General features: G+C 62.1%; 24 protein-coding genes. 15 read left to right on the top strand and 9 right to left on the bottom strand.

Annotation, left to right across the window (positions count from 1 at the left end; genetic code table 11):
• Positions 1-167: 167 nt before the first annotated feature.
• Both NKH01_RS19905 and NKH01_RS19900 read right to left on the bottom strand, forming a co-directional pair.
• Positions 168-434 (bottom strand): DUF1488 family protein, encoded by a 267-nt coding sequence (locus NKH01_RS19905; RefSeq protein WP_023719171.1) that lies wholly within the window; start codon positions 432-434, stop codon positions 168-170.
• A gap of 9 nt (positions 435-443) precedes the next feature.
• Positions 444-626 carry a hypothetical protein gene (locus NKH01_RS19900; RefSeq protein WP_023719172.1) on the bottom strand — a complete coding sequence of 61 codons (183 nt, stop codon included), beginning with the start codon at positions 624-626 and terminating at the stop codon, positions 444-446.
• Positions 627-960: 334 nt separating this feature from the next.
• On the opposite strand from NKH01_RS19900, the gene NKH01_RS19895 reads away from it, so the two are divergent.
• The 4 genes from NKH01_RS19895 to NKH01_RS19880 are packed head-to-tail and all read left to right on the top strand — an operon-like array spanning position 961 to position 1,905.
• Positions 961-1,227: a hypothetical protein gene (locus tag NKH01_RS19895; protein ID WP_352846610.1), complete on the top strand. Its 267-nt coding sequence runs from the start codon at positions 961-963 to the stop codon at positions 1,225-1,227.
• Positions 1,224-1,469: a hypothetical protein gene (locus tag NKH01_RS19890; RefSeq protein WP_352846608.1), complete on the top strand. Its 246-nt coding sequence runs from the start codon at positions 1,224-1,226 to the stop codon at positions 1,467-1,469. Before NKH01_RS19895 ends, NKH01_RS19890 begins: the two co-directional genes overlap by 4 nt.
• Positions 1,470-1,507: 38 nt before the next feature.
• Entirely contained in the window at positions 1,508-1,645 is a 138-nt protein-coding gene (locus NKH01_RS19885; RefSeq protein ID WP_023719175.1) for a hypothetical protein, read from the top strand.
• 35 nt (positions 1,646-1,680) lie between these two features.
• Positions 1,681-1,905 (top strand): hypothetical protein, encoded by a 225-nt coding sequence (locus tag NKH01_RS19880; RefSeq protein WP_292661267.1) that lies wholly within the window; start codon positions 1,681-1,683, stop codon positions 1,903-1,905.
• A gap of 10 nt (positions 1,906-1,915) precedes the next feature.
• Here NKH01_RS19880 and NKH01_RS19875 read toward each other — a convergent pair whose 3' ends face one another.
• The gene (locus NKH01_RS19875; RefSeq protein ID WP_352846606.1) at positions 1,916-2,314 is read right to left on the bottom strand and encodes a Kazal-type serine protease inhibitor family protein; all 399 of its coding nucleotides are present in this window, start codon (positions 2,312-2,314) and stop codon (positions 1,916-1,918) included.
• A gap of 507 nt (positions 2,315-2,821) precedes the next feature.
• On the opposite strand from NKH01_RS19875, the gene NKH01_RS19870 reads away from it, so the two are divergent.
• The 3 genes from NKH01_RS19870 (at position 2,822) to NKH01_RS19860 (ending at position 4,078) form a co-directional block, all read left to right on the top strand.
• Positions 2,822-3,034, top strand: a complete 213-nt coding sequence (locus tag NKH01_RS19870) for a cold-shock protein (protein WP_006202520.1) — start codon at positions 2,822-2,824, stop codon at positions 3,032-3,034.
• 229 nt (positions 3,035-3,263) lie between these two features.
• Positions 3,264-3,476 carry a cold-shock protein gene (locus NKH01_RS19865; RefSeq protein WP_006202521.1) on the top strand — a complete coding sequence of 71 codons (213 nt, stop codon included), beginning with the start codon at positions 3,264-3,266 and terminating at the stop codon, positions 3,474-3,476.
• A gap of 191 nt (positions 3,477-3,667) precedes the next feature.
• Positions 3,668-4,078 (top strand): BA14K family protein, encoded by a 411-nt coding sequence (locus NKH01_RS19860; protein WP_353021890.1) that lies wholly within the window; start codon positions 3,668-3,670, stop codon positions 4,076-4,078.
• Positions 4,079-4,157: 79 nt separating this feature from the next.
• Here NKH01_RS19860 and NKH01_RS19855 read toward each other — a convergent pair whose 3' ends face one another.
• The 3 genes from NKH01_RS19855 to NKH01_RS19845 form a co-directional block, all read right to left on the bottom strand.
• Positions 4,158-4,799, bottom strand: coding sequence for an MBL fold metallo-hydrolase (locus tag NKH01_RS19855; RefSeq protein WP_353021888.1), 642 nt, complete (start codon positions 4,797-4,799; stop codon positions 4,158-4,160).
• A 194-nt stretch (positions 4,800-4,993) separates the two neighbouring features.
• Positions 4,994-5,308 carry a hypothetical protein gene (locus NKH01_RS19850; protein ID WP_023719180.1) on the bottom strand — a complete coding sequence of 105 codons (315 nt, stop codon included), beginning with the start codon at positions 5,306-5,308 and terminating at the stop codon, positions 4,994-4,996.
• A 145-nt stretch (positions 5,309-5,453) separates the two neighbouring features.
• A complete protein-coding gene (locus tag NKH01_RS19845) occupies positions 5,454-6,347 on the bottom strand; it encodes a branched-chain amino acid aminotransferase (protein WP_353021885.1) in 894 nt (297 codons plus the stop codon).
• A gap of 249 nt (positions 6,348-6,596) precedes the next feature.
• On the opposite strand from NKH01_RS19845, the gene NKH01_RS19840 reads away from it, so the two are divergent.
• The 4 genes from NKH01_RS19840 (at position 6,597) to NKH01_RS19825 (ending at position 10,524) form a co-directional block, all read left to right on the top strand.
• The gene (locus NKH01_RS19840) at positions 6,597-7,124 is read left to right on the top strand and encodes a MarR family winged helix-turn-helix transcriptional regulator (RefSeq protein WP_023719182.1); all 528 of its coding nucleotides are present in this window, start codon (positions 6,597-6,599) and stop codon (positions 7,122-7,124) included.
• A complete protein-coding gene (locus tag NKH01_RS19835; protein WP_023719183.1) occupies positions 7,111-7,830 on the top strand; it encodes a response regulator in 720 nt (239 codons plus the stop codon). The genes NKH01_RS19840 and NKH01_RS19835 overlap by 14 nt, the downstream gene beginning before the upstream one ends.
• A 51-nt stretch (positions 7,831-7,881) precedes the next feature.
• The gene (locus NKH01_RS19830) at positions 7,882-9,297 is read left to right on the top strand and encodes an ATP-binding protein (RefSeq protein ID WP_023719184.1); all 1,416 of its coding nucleotides are present in this window, start codon (positions 7,882-7,884) and stop codon (positions 9,295-9,297) included.
• A gap of 204 nt (positions 9,298-9,501) precedes the next feature.
• Complete coding sequence (locus tag NKH01_RS19825; protein WP_353021881.1) at positions 9,502-10,524, top strand: glycosyltransferase family 4 protein; 1,023 nt, start codon at positions 9,502-9,504, stop codon at positions 10,522-10,524.
• A gap of 11 nt (positions 10,525-10,535) precedes the next feature.
• Here the strand turns inward: NKH01_RS19825 and NKH01_RS19820 are convergent, their stop codons facing one another.
• The 3 genes from NKH01_RS19820 to NKH01_RS19810 all read right to left on the bottom strand — a co-directional run bounded on the left by NKH01_RS19820 (position 10,536) and on the right by NKH01_RS19810 (position 12,034).
• Positions 10,536-10,895 carry a tRNA-binding protein gene (locus tag NKH01_RS19820; RefSeq protein WP_353021877.1) on the bottom strand — a complete coding sequence of 120 codons (360 nt, stop codon included), beginning with the start codon at positions 10,893-10,895 and terminating at the stop codon, positions 10,536-10,538.
• Positions 10,896-10,901: 6 nt separating this feature from the next.
• Positions 10,902-11,402 carry a type III secretion system chaperone family protein gene (locus NKH01_RS19815; RefSeq protein ID WP_023678420.1) on the bottom strand — a complete coding sequence of 167 codons (501 nt, stop codon included), beginning with the start codon at positions 11,400-11,402 and terminating at the stop codon, positions 10,902-10,904.
• A gap of 329 nt (positions 11,403-11,731) precedes the next feature.
• Positions 11,732-12,034 carry an accessory factor UbiK family protein gene (locus NKH01_RS19810; RefSeq protein ID WP_023719187.1) on the bottom strand — a complete coding sequence of 101 codons (303 nt, stop codon included), beginning with the start codon at positions 12,032-12,034 and terminating at the stop codon, positions 11,732-11,734.
• A 130-nt stretch (positions 12,035-12,164) separates the two neighbouring features.
• Here NKH01_RS19810 and lgt point away from each other — a divergent pair, with 130 nt between their 5' ends.
• From lgt to NKH01_RS19790, 4 genes are all read left to right on the top strand, one after another.
• Positions 12,165-13,016, top strand: coding sequence for a prolipoprotein diacylglyceryl transferase (lgt, locus tag NKH01_RS19805; RefSeq protein ID WP_353021873.1), 852 nt, complete (start codon positions 12,165-12,167; stop codon positions 13,014-13,016).
• Entirely contained in the window at positions 13,013-14,101 is a 1,089-nt protein-coding gene (locus NKH01_RS19800; RefSeq protein WP_353021870.1) for a class I SAM-dependent methyltransferase, read from the top strand. Before lgt ends, NKH01_RS19800 begins: the two co-directional genes overlap by 4 nt.
• 169 nt (positions 14,102-14,270) lie before the next feature.
• Positions 14,271-15,059 (top strand): peptidoglycan editing factor PgeF, encoded by a 789-nt coding sequence (pgeF, locus tag NKH01_RS19795; protein ID WP_023719190.1) that lies wholly within the window; start codon positions 14,271-14,273, stop codon positions 15,057-15,059.
• Entirely contained in the window at positions 15,059-16,210 is a 1,152-nt protein-coding gene (locus NKH01_RS19790; protein WP_023678425.1) for a M24 family metallopeptidase, read from the top strand. Before pgeF ends, NKH01_RS19790 begins: the two co-directional genes overlap by 1 nt.
• Positions 16,211-16,250: the final 40 nt, after the last annotated feature.

Below are 16,250 nucleotides of genomic sequence, written 5' to 3'. Positions count from 1 at the left end.
GGTCGAGCCCCAGCGGCGGCTGCCCGCCTGAGCCGTAACGTGCGCCTGCCGGTTGTCTCGGATTTCTGTTGATGGGAAACCTGCCGTGTTGTCCGCCTGCCGCGATCTAGGCCATCGCTGCGGCGCGTGCAAGAGCAGACGACGGGCACTATGGAGCAAACCCCAAACTAGCGGAAGTCGGCCGGCGTCAGCACATACATGTTCCTGCGGCCATGCGAGTAGGCTTCGCGCGCAATATCGTGGATCGACGAACGCTTGGCGTCGAAGGCACTGAGAAATTCGGCCTCGGCTCCGCTTGCGGCCGGGTTTGCCGCCGAAAGTGCCGCAACCTCGACGAAGAACGGGACTTCGAACATGCCGTCATGGCCGACGAAACGAATGCGCTTGGCCGCCGCGTCGTAGGAGCGGCTGGGATTGGGAAAATTGAGTGTCATGGCTGCGCGTCAAATCAGGCGGTTGCTTTCGGCAAGCTGGCGCGCCCGCCGCACCGTGCCATCGGTGTCGGCAAGCCTTCGCCTTGCCGCCTCGTCGCTTCTTATCGTGAGGCGCGGCGACATAACCTTTATCGGCTTTGCGACGGGATTGACTGCAACTGTCGGGACATCCGGTGTTCTTGCGGAATTCATGACTCTCTTCCTTTCATACCTAAATAAATACAAATGCCGGAGGAATTTTTCCGGAAGTTCTTCAAACAATTTTTGAGGTGCACCGGGATCGTATCATCGTTCTGCAAATAACTATAGAAAAGTAATTTTGCGTTGGTAGGGGTAAGAGGCCGGAATCTTCTTGAATAAGCCGCATTTTCGGACTAATGGTATGAAACCGTTTTTGGGTCATGCTTGGGCCCTCGCGGCGTCAGGGTTCTCGGCCCGCCAAACTGATCCAAATCGCCGACACCTGGTACCGCAATGCAGGCTCCGCTTCCGGAGCCAGGCCGGAAAGAAACTTCAAGGCACGAGAATGTCTGCCCGCACCACTCATTCCATCGCGCATTTCGCGGCACCTTTCGTGCTTGGCGGCCTGGATGGCATGCAGCCGGCCGGCGACTATGACATCGACCACGACGAGGAACTGATCGACGGCATGTCGTGGCTTGCCTGGCGCCGCGTCGCCACCTTCATCCATCTGCCGGCAAGGACGGTGAAAAGCCCGACCAGCCGGCTTGTCGCCGTCGACCACGCCGAACTCGAAGCAGCGCTTCGGCACGACCAGGAGAATGCCACATGATCCGCTTCCAGCAGAGTGCGCGGCGCACGGACACGCCGGCGCATATCTTCACCGTCGGCCAGACTGTCCGCATGAAGAGCCGCACCGGCCTTGCCCAAAAGACCGCGGAGCTGTTCCAGATAAAGAGCCGGCTGCCGGTCAAGGACGGCTCGCCGCAATATCGCATTCGCAGCGAGCAGGAGACCTATGAGCGGGTCACCACGGAAGACAATCTCGAACCGGTCGACAACCCGGCCAGTTGAGCCGAAAGCAATCCGCAACACGTATAAGGGATCAGAAAATGGCCAAGGGTCAACAGCGCAGCAATCGCGAGACACGCAAGCCCAAGAAGGACAAGGTGGCGGCAAAACCGGCCTCGCCCTTCGGCTCGGCGGTCAAGCAGGCGGAGACCGCTGTGAAACCCAAGTCCAAAGGCTAGGGTTCGATCGCACGACAATCTGCCTGGAGGCGTGCTTGAACTTCGTCATCGAGTTCTACCGCTCGCGCGATGCCGACGAAGCGATACTCGATCGAGTGTCGCTGGAGGCACCGAACCTGCGCGCCGCCCTGCAAGGCGCCGCCACGCTGCTTCACACGCTGATGATGCCGCAGATCCCCGATCGCCTGCGCATCTCCAACGAGGACGGCGCCGAGCTCTACGTCGGCCCCGCCGATGGTGCGTATCCGGACGAACAGTGAGGCCGGTGCGCTAGCACGGCCCATCATCGACCACCCGATAATCCGCCGCGCGGGCTTCGCATTCGTTGGGGAATGTGCGCAGCTCGCCATGGCGACGAGCGCAGACCGGGCGGTATTCGCGGGTGCAGAATGTCTGCTCCTCACCGCCGCCACCACCGCCGCGGCACTCGCCCTCGCGAATGATGCGGTATCCGGCCCGTTCGGCAAGGCAGGCATTGGCGAAGGTCTGGCGGTCGCCGCCGCGCCGGGCGCAGACCGGGTCATATTGCTTGGTGCAGAATTGCGGCCCCGGCCGTGGCGGGCGCGGCCCTGGCCCCTCGTCGACCACGACGGTGCAGGCCGCAAGAATTGCCGACAGGAACAAGATGGAAAAACCCTGCCGCGAGAAGATTGCCGCAAGAAGCCGCATGAATATTCCCTCCCTCGAAACTCCCGCCCCCGCATAATCGCGCCTGCATCGGGCCGATCCTCGTCAATCTCGCCATTCTGCTGCCAAATGCAACCCCCGTTTGTAGCCTGGCGCATGCAAACCAAGGCGGGTTGCCGGCGCAAGTCCAAAACAGCACCGGCCCAGCTTGCTGGACCATGCCTGGGTTGCGTCTGGCCGATGACCGCGCGGAGAACCAGTTCTATCGGTGCGATGCGTCGGGATGCGCCTGTTGGGCCGCCCGCGGCTCTATCTTGCAAGCATCACGTTTCCGTGCGATAAATTTTGTGTTCGGGCATTTGCGACCCGGAGAGCGGAACGTTTTGGACGACCTTTCCCCGATACTGTGAATCTCTGACAGCCCCGTTTTCGGCGGGGGGTTTTACCATGCGCCAATGCATGACTGCCGAAGCAACCACCGGGACTTGCCCACGGCGCCAGGCGGCGGGCGGAACCACCAAGACTGACACGGGTGAAGGAGTTTCCCCAATGGCCCAGACCGGCACCGTTAAATTCTTCAACGCTACCAAAGGCTTCGGCTTCATTACGCCCGATGGCGGCGCCAAGGATGTATTCGTCCACATCTCGGCGATAGAGGCTTCCGGGCTGCGCACGCTCGTCGACGGTCAGAAGGTCACCTTCGATGTCGAGCCCGACCGTATGGGTAAGGGTCCGAAAGCGGTCAATCTCCGCGCCGCCTGAACGGCGGCGTGCCGCGCGTCCTTTCGGGTGTGTGAGGATGCTGCAAGGCTTTTGGTGTGAACTCGAATTTTATAAAGGCGCGGCGGTTTTCGTCGCGCCTTTTGTGTTCCGGGATGCTTGCCGGCACCCGCAAAACTTTCTCTTGCCGATGGCACTAAAATAAAGGACAAATTTCCGTCCGGGCATTTGCCGGCCCGAGACTGGACTTGTGGGATCAAAGGAGCTTCCCATGCCGCAGACCGGCACCGTCAAATTCTTCAATCACGCCAAGGGCTTCGGCTTCATCACGCCGGACGACGGGGCAAAGGATGTCTTCGTCCATATTTCGGCCGTGCAGGCGTCGGGTCTTCCCGGTCTTGAGGATGGGCAGAAAGTGACATTCGACACCGAGCCGGACAAGCGCGGCAAGGGTCCGAAAGCCGTCAACCTGTCGATCGGCTGAACCAGCCCCGGACAGAATGGACGTGGGCCGGTCTGGCCTGCGGTGTTTGCCGCATGTTTGAACCCCAGTTAAATGAACCGCTTGGTCAAATTTCGTTCAGCCCCCGTTCAGCCACGGTCGCATATTAATCTTCGTTAAAGCCGGACCGCATCCCCCCGAAAACGACCCGGGCCGGCACGAAGGAGACCGACATGAACGGAATTTTCAAGACTGCCATCCTGTCCGCCGCGGTCGTTGCGACCACGCTTGCGACCTTGCCTGCGGCCAGTGCCGATGAATGGCGCCATCACCGCCGCCACCACGGCCACGGCGACGCCGTTGCAGCCGGCGTCCTTGGTCTTGCGGCCGGTGCCCTGATCGGCGGTGCGCTCGCCAGCCCGCAGCCCCGCTATTACGACCCGGCCTATGATGATAAATACTACCGGCCTGCCCCGGTGCGTCGGTATTACGTACAACCGCGAGTGGCCTATGCCGAAAGCTATGCGGAGCCGTGGACCCGCGGCTGGTATGAATACTGCTCGGACCGCTACCAGAGCTTCAACGCGCGTACCGGCACGTTCACCGGCTATGACGGCGAACAGCATTTCTGCACTGCCAACTGAGACAGTTTCCCCTCTGGAACAAAAGCGCTGCCCGGTGGGTGGCGCTTTTTGTTTTTCGCGGTTTCAGACCAGGCCGGCTTTAGACCAAATAAGGATTGCTCCGCCGCTCCTCACCAAAACGGCCGCCGGGACCATGGCCACAGATGAAGCCGATGTCGTCGCCCAACGGCAACAGCTTCTCCTTGATCGAGGCGATCAGCGCGGCGTGGTCGCCGCCCGGCAGGTCGGTGCGGCCGACCGAACCGCGGAACAGCACGTCGCCGACATGGGCGAACTTCGCCGCCCGGTTATAGTAGACGACGTGGCCGGGTGCGTGGCCCGGACAATGGAATACCTCAAACACCTGTGAGCCAAACGAAACGGTCTCGCCCTCGGCAAGGAACCGGTCGGGGACACAGTTGCGCACGGGATCGGTGATGCCGTAGCGCTTCGCCTGGTTCTCGAGATTGGCGAGCAGCGGCCGGTCGGCGGCATGCGGGCCGATGATCTCGATATCGAGCGCCTCCTTCAGTTCCATGGCCCCGCCGGCATGGTCGATATGGCCATGAGTGATCCAGATCGCGCCGGCAGTGATCGCATTGTCCTTGAGCGCCGCCAGCACCTTGTCGATGTCGCCGCCCGGATCGACGACGACGCCTTGTCTGTCGTCTATGTCGAAGAGGATGGTGCAGTTCTGTTGGAACGGCGTGACCGGCACGATGCCGGCGTTGAGCTGACCCATATTTGTCCTTTCACACTGTCGGAGCTCCGCGCGCCCCCTCGAACGCGTCAGGAAAGCTCTAACCTTGTTGAATCAGGCCCTGATGTAGAGACACACGCGGACGGCGTCCACCGCTCCCGCAAACGGCAAACGGCAAACGGCAAACGAAATGGGCGGCCGAAGCCGCCCATTTGAAAAGCCTGAAACGTCGAAGCTTATTTCTTCATCGCGTTCATGACCGCACCGATGATGCCGGTCAGGATGGCGCCGCCGCCGGCACCGCCAACGATGTTGGGAATGTTCAACGCGCTGCCGGCCCCTGCCGCCGTGGCGGCTGCTGCCGGATCGACCGCCCCACCGCCCAGCAGGCTGCTGAGGATGGCCGCCCCGCCGACGCCGCCAACAGCGCCGCCCAGGATTTTGGGAAGCTGACCCATCGCCGCCGTCTTGATAGCCGCGCCCACCGCCTGACCACCGATGATACCCGTAATCACCTGAATAATGATCGGAAGAAGCGTGTTCATATCCATATTTCCAATCCCTCCATAGCTGCCAGCCTCCCGGGCCGACGCCATCATGAGACGCCGAATTGGACGAAAGTCAAATGCGCAAACGCTTAAATAAAAGGGGCGGCCCGAAAACCGCCCCTACTTGATAAAAAAGCTGTGACTTTCGTTATTCTGCAGCAATCGCGTGGTTGGGTTGAACGGCTGCAGAATAGTCATTCATCAGCGTCTTGGCGATCTCACCGACCTCGAATCGGTACGGGCCGATCTCCGAAACCGGCGTCACCTCGGCCGCTGTCCCGGTGAGGAAGCACTGCTGGAAGCCTTCAAGCTCTTCCGGCATGATGGCGCGCTCGATCACCTCCAAACCGCGGTCCTTGGCAAGGCCGATGACCGTGCGGCGGGTGATGCCGTCGAGGAAGCAATCGGGCTTGGGCGTATGGATCTTGCCGTCCTTGACGAAGAAGATGTTGGCGCCTGTCGCTTCCGCCACCTGGCCACGCCAGTCGAGCATCATGGCGTCGGCATAGCCCTTGGCCTCGGCGGCATGCTTGGACATGGTGCAGATCATGTAGAGGCCGGCCGCCTTCGATTTCGACGGTGCGGTGCGCGGGTCGGGGCGGCGCCATTCGGCCATGTCGAGGCGGATGCCCTTCAGCTTCTGCGCCGGGTCGAAATAACTCGGCCACTGCCAGATGGCGATGGCGCAGTTGATCCGGCTGTTCTGCGCCGAAACGCCCATTTGTTCGCTGCCGCGCCACGCGATCGGCCGGACATAGGCGTCCTGGAAACCTTGCTTCTTCAACAGCATGCGGCAGGCGTCGTCGATCATGGCGACCGAGTAGGGTATCTTGAAGCCAAGCAGGCGCGCCGACTCATGCAGGCGTTCGGTGTGGTCGGTCAGCTTGAAAATTTCGCCGCCATAGGCGCGCTCGCCCTCGAATACCGCGCTGGCGTAGTGCAGCCCGTGGGTCAAGACGTGGATCTTGGCGTCGGCCCATTTGACGAATTCGCCGTTCATCCAGATAAAGCCGTCCAGTTGGTCGAAGGGAACGGATGCCATGGTAACCTCCCGCGGGCGGCAGCCCGCACATCATTGTGTCGTTGCGTGTTTCGCCTCGGCCGCCGCGGGCGGCCATTGTCTCAAAGCGTAGGCGGATATTTAAGGTCTGGCAAACTCAGGAAGTTCCGGAAAAAAGGGCTTCGTTTGCCTTTTCGTTCGCAATCCGCCGAAAAGCTTGCCAAAAATTACCATCGCGCGGAAAATACGTCAATAGTGCTGACATAATTTCCTGCTTCACACGGAGAAAAGATGACGAGCCACGCAGCCGCAGAGCCGATCAGGACGGCGATCACCGACGAGGATGGCATCGATTTCGCCATCATCGAGTTGTTCTTCTTCGCCTATCGCGACTTTACCTCCGATCCGGACCAGATCCTGGCCGACTACGGTTTTGGCCGTGCTCATCACCGGGTTCTGCATTTTGTCAATCGCCGGCCCGGCCTGACGGTCGCCGAGCTCCTCGACGTGCTCAAGATCACCAAGCAGAGCCTGGCGCGCGTGCTCAAGCAACTGATCGACACCGACCATATCGTGCAATTGCAGGGCCCTCGCGACCGCCGCCAGCGCGAGCTTTATCCGACGGCCAAGGGCCGTGCGCTGGCGCTGGCACTGGCGCGGCCACAGTCGCGCCGCATCCATGCTGCATTGGAGGATTCCGGAGCCACCGAACGCGCCGTTATCGAACGGTTCCTTGAGGCGATGGTCAATCCGGAACTAAGGGCGCAGATCGACATTGTGCCCGCAAAGATGTCAGGGAAAAGCCATGGAGACCATTGAGAGGGTTGATCATCCGACAGCACCGGAAGACGACGCGCCGCATCTGCTGGTGGTCGACGACGACACCCGAATCCGCAATCTTCTGAAACAGTATCTGACCGAAAACGGTTTTCGCGTCACCGTTGCCGGAAATTCCGGCGAGGCGCGGCGCAAGCTCACCGGCCTCGATTTCGATCTGATCGTGCTCGACGTCATGATGCCGGGTGAAAGCGGCGTCGATCTCACCAAGGCGCTGCGGGCGGAAAAAAACGTACCGATCCTGATGCTCACCGCACTGTCCGAAACCGACAGCCGGATCACCGGGCTCGAGGCCGGCGCCGACGACTATCTGCCAAAACCGTTCGACCCGCGCGAGCTGATCCTGCGCATCAACAATATCTTGCGCCGCGGCGGCCCCGCGACGACGCCCAAGGTCGAACAGCTGGTCTTCGGCCCCTATACCTTCCAGATCGCCAGGCGTGAGCTGAAGCGCGGCGGCGAGGCGCTCAAGCTGACGGACCGCGAGCAGGAAATCCTGGCGATCTTCGCTGCGCGTGCCGGCGAAACGATACCGCGGCATGAGCTTGTCGGCGACGAGTCCGAGGTCGGCGAGCGCACGATCGACGTCCAGATCAACCGGCTGCGCCGCAAGATCGAACGCGATCCGTCCAATCCGGTCTGGCTGCAGACCGTGCGCGGTATTGGGTATCGGCTCAGCGTGGAATAGAATGCCGCCGACAGCGGTCCTTTGCTGGGCCGCCGGTGAGCGAAAAGACGAATGGCGACCACGCAACTCGAACGGCCGGAAGATGGCGGCTTGAGCGCCCGCGCGACGCGGGCGCTGAAGGCCGTGCCGCGCGCTTGGAACCGTTTCTGGCGCCTGGTGTCGCTTTACATGCCGAAGCGGCTCTATGCCCGCTCGCTGATCATCGTCATCGCGCCAATGATCATGCTGCAGTCGGTCGTCGCCTTTGTCTTCATGGAGCGCCATTGGCAGACCGTGACGCAGCGCCTGTCGCAGGCCACGGTGCGCGACATCGCCGCCATCATCGACCTGATAGAGACCTATCCGCACGACGCCGACTACGCCAACGTCATCCGCATCGCCCAGGATCGCATGCAGTTGAAGGTCGACCTCCTGCCGCCAGACCCACTGCCGCCACCCGGGCCAAAGCCGTTCTTCTCGATCCTCGACGAGATCCTTTCGTCCGAGATCACCCGCCAGATCAACCGTCCGTTCTGGATCGATACGGTCGGCAATTCAAATATCGTCGAGGTCCGCGTCCAGCTCGAGAACAAGGTGCTGCGGGTCTTCGTGCGCCGCAGCCAGGCCTATGCATCGAACACCCATATTTTCCTGATCTGGATGGTCGGCACCTCACTGGTGCTGCTGATGATCGCCATTCCCTTCCTGCGCAACCAGATCCGGCCGATTCTGACGCTGGCCGAGGCGGCCGAGAGCTTCGGCAAAGGCCGGCCGATGCCTCGCGATTTTCGCCCGCGCGGCGCCGAGGAAGTCCGCCGCGCCGGCTTTGCCTTCATCCAGATGCGCGAACGCATCGAACGCCAGCTCGAGCAGCGCACCGCCATGCTGAGCGGCGTCAGCCACGATCTGAGGACCATCCTCACCCGCTTCAAGCTGCAATTGGCGCTGGCCGGGACCAAGGCGGCCGACACCCAGGCACTCGACCAGGATATCGACGACATGCAGTCGATGCTGGAAGGCTACCTTGCCTTTGCACGCGGCGAAGCATCGGAAGACGCCGGCCGGTTCGACCTCGAAGCCTTCTTCGACAAGCTTCGCGAGGAAGCCGCGCTGCGCAAGCGCAAGCTGTCGACCGTGCTTGCCGGCGATCCGCATGTCCATGTGCGCCCCAATGCCTTTGCCCGGCTGCTGTCCAACGTCGTCGGCAATGCATTCCGCTATGCCAAGACGGTGGAGATCAATGCCAATCATGGACGCGGTTCGCTGCTCGTCACTATCGACGATGACGGTCCGGGCATTCCGCCCGAAAAGCGGGAGGATGTATTCAAGCCTTTCGTGCGGTTGGACGAGGCCCGCAACCTCGACGCCAGCGGCACCGGCCTTGGCCTTTCCATCGCACGCGACATTGCCCGCAGCCATGGCGGCGACATCGTCCTCGAACGCAGCCCGCTCGGCGGCCTGCGGGCGGTGATCAAGGTTCCGGCTTGACGGGAGCGAGGCCGGCCTTCATCCGCCCGTCATGAAACCATGGTGAAGAGCGCCAATGAAGCGCGCGATCCTGATTGATTCGGCCCTGCGGCCTCATTTCGACCCCGCGCCTGCCCGGGTGCGCTGGTGCGAGGCCAGAGCGGCGGCGTGGTCGCCGTTCAGGCATCGCGGCAAAGCAATCAAGCTCTCCGCCAAGGGACCGCCATGCGCATCCTGATGGTCACCGATGCCTGGCGCCCGCAAGTCAACGGCGTCGTCCACACGCTGGAGCGCCTCTCGGAGACCTTGAAATCCTTCGATGTCGAGACGGACTTCCTGACGCCGAACATCTTTCGCACCCTGCCTCTGCCGACCTATCCCGACATCAGGCTGGCGCTGACGACGCCGCACCGCGTGGCGCAGCTGATCGAGGCACGCAAGGCGGATCACATCCATATCGTCACCGAAGGACCGCTCGGCATTATGGCGCGGCGCTACTGCCGCAACGCCGGCCGTCCGTTCACGACCAGCTATCACACACGTTTTCCTGAATATCTGAGCGCGCGTCTGCCGGTGCCGGAAGCATGGGCCTATCGCTGGCTGCGCGATTTCCATAATTCAGGACAGGGCACGCTGGTCGCCACCCAGTCGCTTGCCGACGATCTTGCGGCACGCGGCTTCACCAAGCTTCGGCCATGGACGCGTGGCGTCGATACCGATCATTTTCGGCCGGATAAAAGAAAGGACCTGGGGCTTCCGGGACCGATCTTCCTCTGCGTCGGCCGCGTTGCGATCGAGAAGAACCTGCCGGCTTTCCTCGACCTGGACCTGCCCGGCAGCAAGGTGGTTGTCGGCGAAGGGCCGGAATTGGCGAAGCTGAAGGCCAGATATCCCGATACCCATTTTCTCGGCCATCGCCCGAACGACGAACTGGCCGAGATCTACGCCTCGGCCGACGTCTTCGTCTTCCCCAGCCGCACCGACACATTCGGCAACGTCATTATCGAGTCGTTGGCCAGCGGCACGCCTGTCGCAGCCTATCCCGTCACCGGGCCTATCGATATCGTCGGTGACGGCATCGGCGGCGCGGTCTCGCACGACCTTCGGCAAGCAGCGCTCGCCGCGCTTCTCGTCGACCGCACCGAGGCGCGGCAACGTGCTATGCGCTACAGCTGGAAAGCCTGCGCCGAAATGTTCATGGAAACGGTCGAAGAAGCACTGGGTACCACGCGTAAACTGGCCGCCTGAGCAAACCGCAGTTAGAATAACCTACCGCCGTCCGGCACCTTGCGCTCGATCGCGCCGAGGACGACGGCGCCCTCTTCATCGGGAAAACCGAGCGTCAGCACTTCCGACATGAATGGCCCGATCTGACGCGGCGGGAAATTGACCACCGCGAACACCTGCCGGCCGATCAAGCTTTCGGGTGGATAGTATTTCGTGATCTGGGCCGAGGATTTCTTCACCCCGATCACGGGACCGAAATCGATTTTCAACTTGATCGCCGGCTTGCGCGCCTCGGGAAAAGGCTCGGCCTCGACGATCGTGCCGGCGCGGATGTCGACGCGGTCGAAATCGGCGAAGCTGATCTCGGGTTTTCTCGCGTTGCTCGAACTCATCGATGGTCAGGCGTTTCCGTAGGTTTCGAACAGCACGCCGGCCAGCGCGTCCTTGGCCGAAGTCCCCGACCAGACGACGAACTGGAAGGCCTGAAAATAGCATTCGCAGGCTTCCAGCGCCGACGACAGCAGCACCTCGACCTGCTGGCTCGACGGCTCAACCCCACCGGCCAGCAGCAGCGACTGGCGGAACATGATGGCGCCTTCCTGCTCCCAGAGGTCGAAATGCCCAAACAGCATCTGCTCGTTGATCAGCGAAAGCAGCCGCATCACCTCAAGCGCGCGCGCCTCAGGCACCTTGATGTCGAAAGCGCAGGCCAGGTGCAGCGCCTCGTAGTCCTCCATCCAGGAGAATGAAACGTGGTAGTCGGTCCAGCTTCCGGCAACCGAGATCGAGATCTCGTCGTCGCCGGCCCGCTCGAAGGACCAGTCGTTGTTGTGGGCCACCTGCTCGATAACATCCACCGGATGGATTTCGCGGGAGAATTCGAGTTCGAGAAGTTCCATGAAATGCTTCCTGTCGTTCTGGGAGCGCCACCACACGCTCCGCGGGAGAGGCACACTCGAACAATTCTGTCTAGAACTCGGACGGCCAGGACTTCGTCAACGCAAAGACCCCGGACCGGACCCCACCGCCCGGCGCATGACCCTGCTCCGAATCATGCAACAAATTCAGTCTATTGATCGGGAGTCGCGTGACCAGCCCAATTTTTCGCACTGCGTCATTCGCATGTGGAAAGGCGCTGTCGGAAAGATCCACGCAGTACCGGTAAGCGATTCACGACAAAGCGCTTTTTGCGATCCGGCTTTGTGGAAAAGTTTAACGAATATTTTTATTATTTTTTTGCACGCGGCTTTGCCGAAGCCGCAGGCGCTGCCTGACCGGTCATTTCGGCAAGCTTGGCCTCGAGCGCTTCGATGCGAGCAGCGAGGCGGGTGTTTTCTTCCCTGGCCTTCGCCGCCATGTCGCGAGCGGCCTCGAATTCCTCGCGCTGCACGACGTCCATGGAGTTGAGTATCCGCTCGGCCTGGCCCCTGAAGGCGGTCTCCACCTCGCGCCGCACGCCTTGCGCGGCACCGGCTGCGTCGGTCATCAGCTTGGCGAATTCATCGAGAATGCGGTTCGGTCCGGTCGCCATGGCAAATCCTCGCTTGGTCGAATTGACGTAGTGGCGCACGATGCGGAATGCAAGCATATGCTCGCCTTGACCCTGCCAAAACCCTGCCGCATGGTCCGCGCCCGAACCTGACCGGAACCGGGAGACCCTGTTGAGCGAATATTTGCTGCCGCTGGCTGCCCTGCCCTTCCCCAACATGGATCCGGTCATCGTCCGGATCGGACCGCTGGCGGTGCATTGGTACGGCGTCGGCTACATCGTCGGCATCCTGTTCGCCTGGTGGTATGCCAAGCGCCTCGTCACCAACCCGAAACTCTGGCCCGACGGCACCCTGCCGATGAAGCCCGTGGATCTCGACGACTTCATCGTCTGGGCGGCCATCGGCGTGGTGCTCGGCGGACGCACCGGCTACGTGTTGTTCTACGACCTGCCGCGTTACATCGCCAATCCGCTCGATGTCGTCGCCGTCTGGCAGGGCGGCATGTCGTTTCATGGCGGCCTGCTCGGCGTCATTCTCGCCATGACGCTGTTTTCCCGGGCGCGTGGCATCCGCACATGGTCGCTGTTCGACGTTGTTGCCGCCGGCGTGCCGGTGGGGCTTGGCCTCGTTCGCCTGGCAAACTTCATCAATTCCGAACTATGGGGCCGACCGACCGACGTTCCATGGGCATTCGAATTCCCCAATGGCGGCCCATTTGCACGCCATCCGAGCCAGATCTACGAGGCGCTGCTCGAAGGGCTGGTGTTGTTCCTTGTCCTGCGCTTTCTCACTCATTCGCGGCTCAAGCTGAAGACGCCGCGCTTCGTCGGCGGCGCCTTCATTGCCGGCTATGGCGCCTCGCGCGTCTTCGTCGAATTCTTCCGCGAGCCCGACCAGCAGCTCGGCTATCTCCTTGGCACGAGCTGGCTCACCATGGGCATGGTGCTGTCGCTGCCGATGGTGCTGGCCGGCATCTGGGCGATGGCTACAGCCAAGCCGGTGACAAAACCGCAGCCCGCATGACGCCGCTGAAGACACGCATCGCCGAGCTGATCGGTGCGGTGGGACCGATCCCCATCAGCGAATACATGGCGCTCTGCCTGTTCGATCCGCAGGACGGCTATTATACGACACGCGAGCCGTTCGGCGCCGCCGGCGACTTCGTCACCGCGCCGGAGATCAGCCAGATGTTTGGCGAGATGGTCGCCGTCTGGCTCTACCAGGCATGGCTGGCGATCGGCCGGCCGACGCCGGTCGCCATCGCCGAAATAGGCCCCGGCCGCGGCACGCTGATGAGAGATATGCTGCGCACGCTTTCGCGGCTCGATCCGACGCTTACCGCCAGCGCATCATTCGCCTTGATCGAGACCAGTCCGCGGTTGACCGAGGTCCAGAAACGGACGCTTGCCGGGACGTCGGCCACCATCGCCTGGAATGAAACCATCGACACACTACCGCAGGGGCAGCTTCTGATTGTTGGCAACGAGCTGTTTGACGCGGTGCCTATTCGCCAGTTCGTCCGCGCCGGAGCCGGCTGGCGCGAACGGATGATCGGTCTCGACGATGCGAACCAGCTTCGCTTTTTCGTCGGCGCCGGCTCGCTCGACCCGATGCTGCTGCCGGAGGATGCCGAGAATGCGCCGCAAGGTGCGATCGTCGAGGTGGCGCCAGCCCGCGCCGCCCTGATGGCGGCCATCGCCGGGCGACTTGCCGGATTTGGCGGCGCCGGCCTGTTTCTCGACTACGGTCACCTCCAGCCCGGCATCGGCGACACCTTGCAGGCCTTGCGCAAGCACGGTCATGAGGACGTGCTGGCGAATCCGGGGGAGGCCGACCTCACCGCCCATGTCGATTTCGCTGCCCTCGCTGCAACCGTTCGGGCACACAGCCTCGATGCCCACCTCTCCACGCAAGGTGAATTCCTGCTCAAGATGGGGCTTCTCGAACGAGCTGGCCGGCTCGGCGCCAATGCCGATGAGGCAGCTCGTGAAAAGATCGCGGCCGACGTCGAGCGCCTCGCCGGTCAGCAGGCCATGGGCGAGCTCTTCAAGGTGCTTGCCATCCTTCCTCCCGGCATTGCCGTTCCGCCGTTCGCAAGCGCGGATTGACTTTTCGCTGTCGCCTCTACCACTCTCCCCTCTCCGGCTGCGCCCGACATCAACTGCACTCGCCTTCAACTGCGCCCGCCTTCAACTCGCCTACCTTCAACTTGCCTACCTTCAACTCGCCGCCTTCAACGCGCTTGACGAAATCGCCCATACGGACAACAAAGCCGCCATGCTGAATCAGACCAAACCGGATCCCGTTCGGTCGCCCTTGCTGGAAACGGCGCAAGGCATCCGCCACGGCTACTTCACACGCGTCGGCGGCATTTCCAGCGGCATCTACCGGGGCCTCAACATCGGCACCGGATCGAGCGACGACCAGACGCTGGTGCGCGAGAATCGCCGCCGCGTCGCCGAATGGATGGGCGTGGCGGCAAGCCATCTGCTGACTGCTCATCAGGTTCATTCGCCGGACGTCGTCATCGCCAGGGAACCTTTTGCCGGCGAGCGTCCCAAGGCCGACGCCATCGTCACCGACCGGCCGGGCATTGCCATCGGGGCCTCGACCGCCGATTGCGGACCGGTCCTCTTCGCTGACGCCGAGGCGTGCATTATCGGAGCCGCCCATGCCGGCTGGAAAGGCGCTTTCACGGGAGTGCTGGAAAACACCATCGCGGCAATGGAAAGCCTCGGCGCCCGGCGTGACCGCATCGTCGCAGTGCTCGGTCCTTCCATCGGCCCACAGAATTACGAAGTCGGACCGGAATTCGTCGCCCGCTTCGTCGACGCCGATGCCGGTAATGCCCGCTATTTCGCGCCCTCCGCAAATGCCGGACACGCGATGTTCGATCTCAACCGCTACACGGTCGACCGGCTGACCAAGGCTGGCGTCAATGCCGAAGGGCTCGGCCGCTGCACCTATGCCGAGGAAGAGCTTTTCTACTCCTATCGGCGCAGCACGCATCGCAACGAGCCCGACTACGGACGGCAGGTTTCGGCAATCGTTTTGGAGACTGACTGATGGCGCTGCATTTCGAACGCTCGGAATTCGACGCGCGGCGCGATCGACTGATGATCGAGATCGCCGAAAAGAAGCTCGACGCCGTCCTGCTGTTTGCGCAGGAAAGCATGTATTGGCTAACCGGCTACGACACGTTCGGCTTCTGCTTTTTCCAGTGCCTGGTGGTCAAGGCCGACGGCTCGATGGTACTGCTGACGCGTTCGGCCGATTTGCGCCAGGCACGCCACACCTCGATCATCGACAACATCGTTTTGTGGACGGATCGCAACGGCGCCAATCCGGCGGTCGACCTGCGCAATTTGCTCAACGAGCTTGACCTGCTCGGCGCCCGCATCGGCGTCGAATACGACACCCACGGCCTGACGGCATATAATGGCCGGCGCCTCGACGAGCAGTTGCAGACCTTCGGGCAGATCGCAGATGCCTCTGGCATTGTCAGCCGGCTGCGGCTGTTCAAGAGCCCGGCCGAAATCGCCAAGGCGGAAAAAGCCGCAAATCTGGCCGACGACGCGCTGGACGCAGCACTGCCGCTGATCAAGCAGGGCGGCGATGAGGCGCTGATCCTCGCCGCCATGCAAGGCGCGATCTTTGCCGGCGGCGGCGATTATCCGGCCAACGAGTTCATCATCGGCTCGGGCGTCGACGCCCTGCTCTGCCGCTACAAGGCCGGTCGCCGCAAGCTCACCAAGAACGACCAGCTGACACTCGAATGGGCCGGTGTCTTCCATCACTACCATGCGGCAATGATGCGCACGGTGTTGACCGGCAAGGTATCGAAACGCCACCAGGAATTGTTCGATGCCGCCCGCGCCGCGCTACTTGCAGTCGAGAAGGCGATGACACCTGGTAATACGTTCGGCGACGTGTTCGACGCCCATGCCCGCACGCTCGAAGCCCACAATTTGACCAAGCACCGGCTCAATGCCTGCGGTTATTCGCTCGGCGCCCGCTTCACCCCGTCCTGGATGGATATGCCGATGTTCTATCAGGGTAATCCCGAACCGATTGCGCCGAACATGACGCTGTTCGCCCATATGATCATCATGGACTCCGAAACCGAAACGGCGATGACCCTTGGCCGCACCTACCTGACGACCGAATCCCAGCCGAAGCCGCTGTCCCGCCATGATCTCGACTTGATCGTGCAGTGAATCCATAATGGAAAAAGTGTGAGGGGCGTTCGTCGCCAAG

It is taken from the genome of Mesorhizobium sp. M1403, from assembly GCF_040317695.1.
GTDB lineage: Bacteria > Pseudomonadota > Alphaproteobacteria > Rhizobiales > Rhizobiaceae > Mesorhizobium.
This window is presented reverse-complemented; position numbering and strand designations above follow the sequence as displayed.

Excerpts from the sequence above, each read along its gene's own strand:
- NKH01_RS19905 (WP_023719171.1), bottom strand. The coding sequence starts at position 434 with ATGACACTCAATTTTCCCAATCCCAGCCGCTCCTACGACGCGGCGGCC.
- NKH01_RS19900 (WP_023719172.1), bottom strand. The coding sequence starts at position 626 with ATGAATTCCGCAAGAACACCGGATGTCCCGACAGTTGCAGTCAATCCC.
- NKH01_RS19895 (WP_352846610.1), top strand. The coding sequence starts at position 961 with ATGTCTGCCCGCACCACTCATTCCATCGCGCATTTCGCGGCACCTTTC.
- NKH01_RS19890 (WP_352846608.1), top strand. The coding sequence starts at position 1,224 with ATGATCCGCTTCCAGCAGAGTGCGCGGCGCACGGACACGCCGGCGCAT.
- NKH01_RS19885 (WP_023719175.1), top strand. The coding sequence starts at position 1,508 with ATGGCCAAGGGTCAACAGCGCAGCAATCGCGAGACACGCAAGCCCAAG.
- NKH01_RS19875 (WP_352846606.1), bottom strand. The coding sequence starts at position 2,314 with ATGCGGCTTCTTGCGGCAATCTTCTCGCGGCAGGGTTTTTCCATCTTG.
- NKH01_RS19870 (WP_006202520.1), top strand. The coding sequence starts at position 2,822 with ATGGCCCAGACCGGCACCGTTAAATTCTTCAACGCTACCAAAGGCTTC.
- NKH01_RS19865 (WP_006202521.1), top strand. The coding sequence starts at position 3,264 with ATGCCGCAGACCGGCACCGTCAAATTCTTCAATCACGCCAAGGGCTTC.
- NKH01_RS19860 (WP_353021890.1), top strand. The coding sequence starts at position 3,668 with ATGAACGGAATTTTCAAGACTGCCATCCTGTCCGCCGCGGTCGTTGCG.
- NKH01_RS19855 (WP_353021888.1), bottom strand. The coding sequence starts at position 4,799 with ATGGGTCAGCTCAACGCCGGCATCGTGCCGGTCACGCCGTTCCAACAG.
- NKH01_RS19850 (WP_023719180.1), bottom strand. The coding sequence starts at position 5,308 with ATGGATATGAACACGCTTCTTCCGATCATTATTCAGGTGATTACGGGT.
- NKH01_RS19845 (WP_353021885.1), bottom strand. The coding sequence starts at position 6,347 with ATGGCATCCGTTCCCTTCGACCAACTGGACGGCTTTATCTGGATGAAC.
- NKH01_RS19840 (WP_023719182.1), top strand. The coding sequence starts at position 6,597 with ATGACGAGCCACGCAGCCGCAGAGCCGATCAGGACGGCGATCACCGAC.
- NKH01_RS19835 (WP_023719183.1), top strand. The coding sequence starts at position 7,111 with ATGGAGACCATTGAGAGGGTTGATCATCCGACAGCACCGGAAGACGAC.
- NKH01_RS19830 (WP_023719184.1), top strand. The coding sequence starts at position 7,882 with ATGGCGACCACGCAACTCGAACGGCCGGAAGATGGCGGCTTGAGCGCC.
- NKH01_RS19825 (WP_353021881.1), top strand. The coding sequence starts at position 9,502 with ATGCGCATCCTGATGGTCACCGATGCCTGGCGCCCGCAAGTCAACGGC.
- NKH01_RS19820 (WP_353021877.1), bottom strand. The coding sequence starts at position 10,895 with ATGAGTTCGAGCAACGCGAGAAAACCCGAGATCAGCTTCGCCGATTTC.
- NKH01_RS19815 (WP_023678420.1), bottom strand. The coding sequence starts at position 11,402 with ATGGAACTTCTCGAACTCGAATTCTCCCGCGAAATCCATCCGGTGGAT.
- NKH01_RS19810 (WP_023719187.1), bottom strand. The coding sequence starts at position 12,034 with ATGGCGACCGGACCGAACCGCATTCTCGATGAATTCGCCAAGCTGATG.
- NKH01_RS19800 (WP_353021870.1), top strand. The coding sequence starts at position 13,013 with ATGACGCCGCTGAAGACACGCATCGCCGAGCTGATCGGTGCGGTGGGA.
- pgeF (WP_023719190.1), top strand. The coding sequence starts at position 14,271 with ATGCTGAATCAGACCAAACCGGATCCCGTTCGGTCGCCCTTGCTGGAA.
- NKH01_RS19790 (WP_023678425.1), top strand. The coding sequence starts at position 15,059 with ATGGCGCTGCATTTCGAACGCTCGGAATTCGACGCGCGGCGCGATCGA.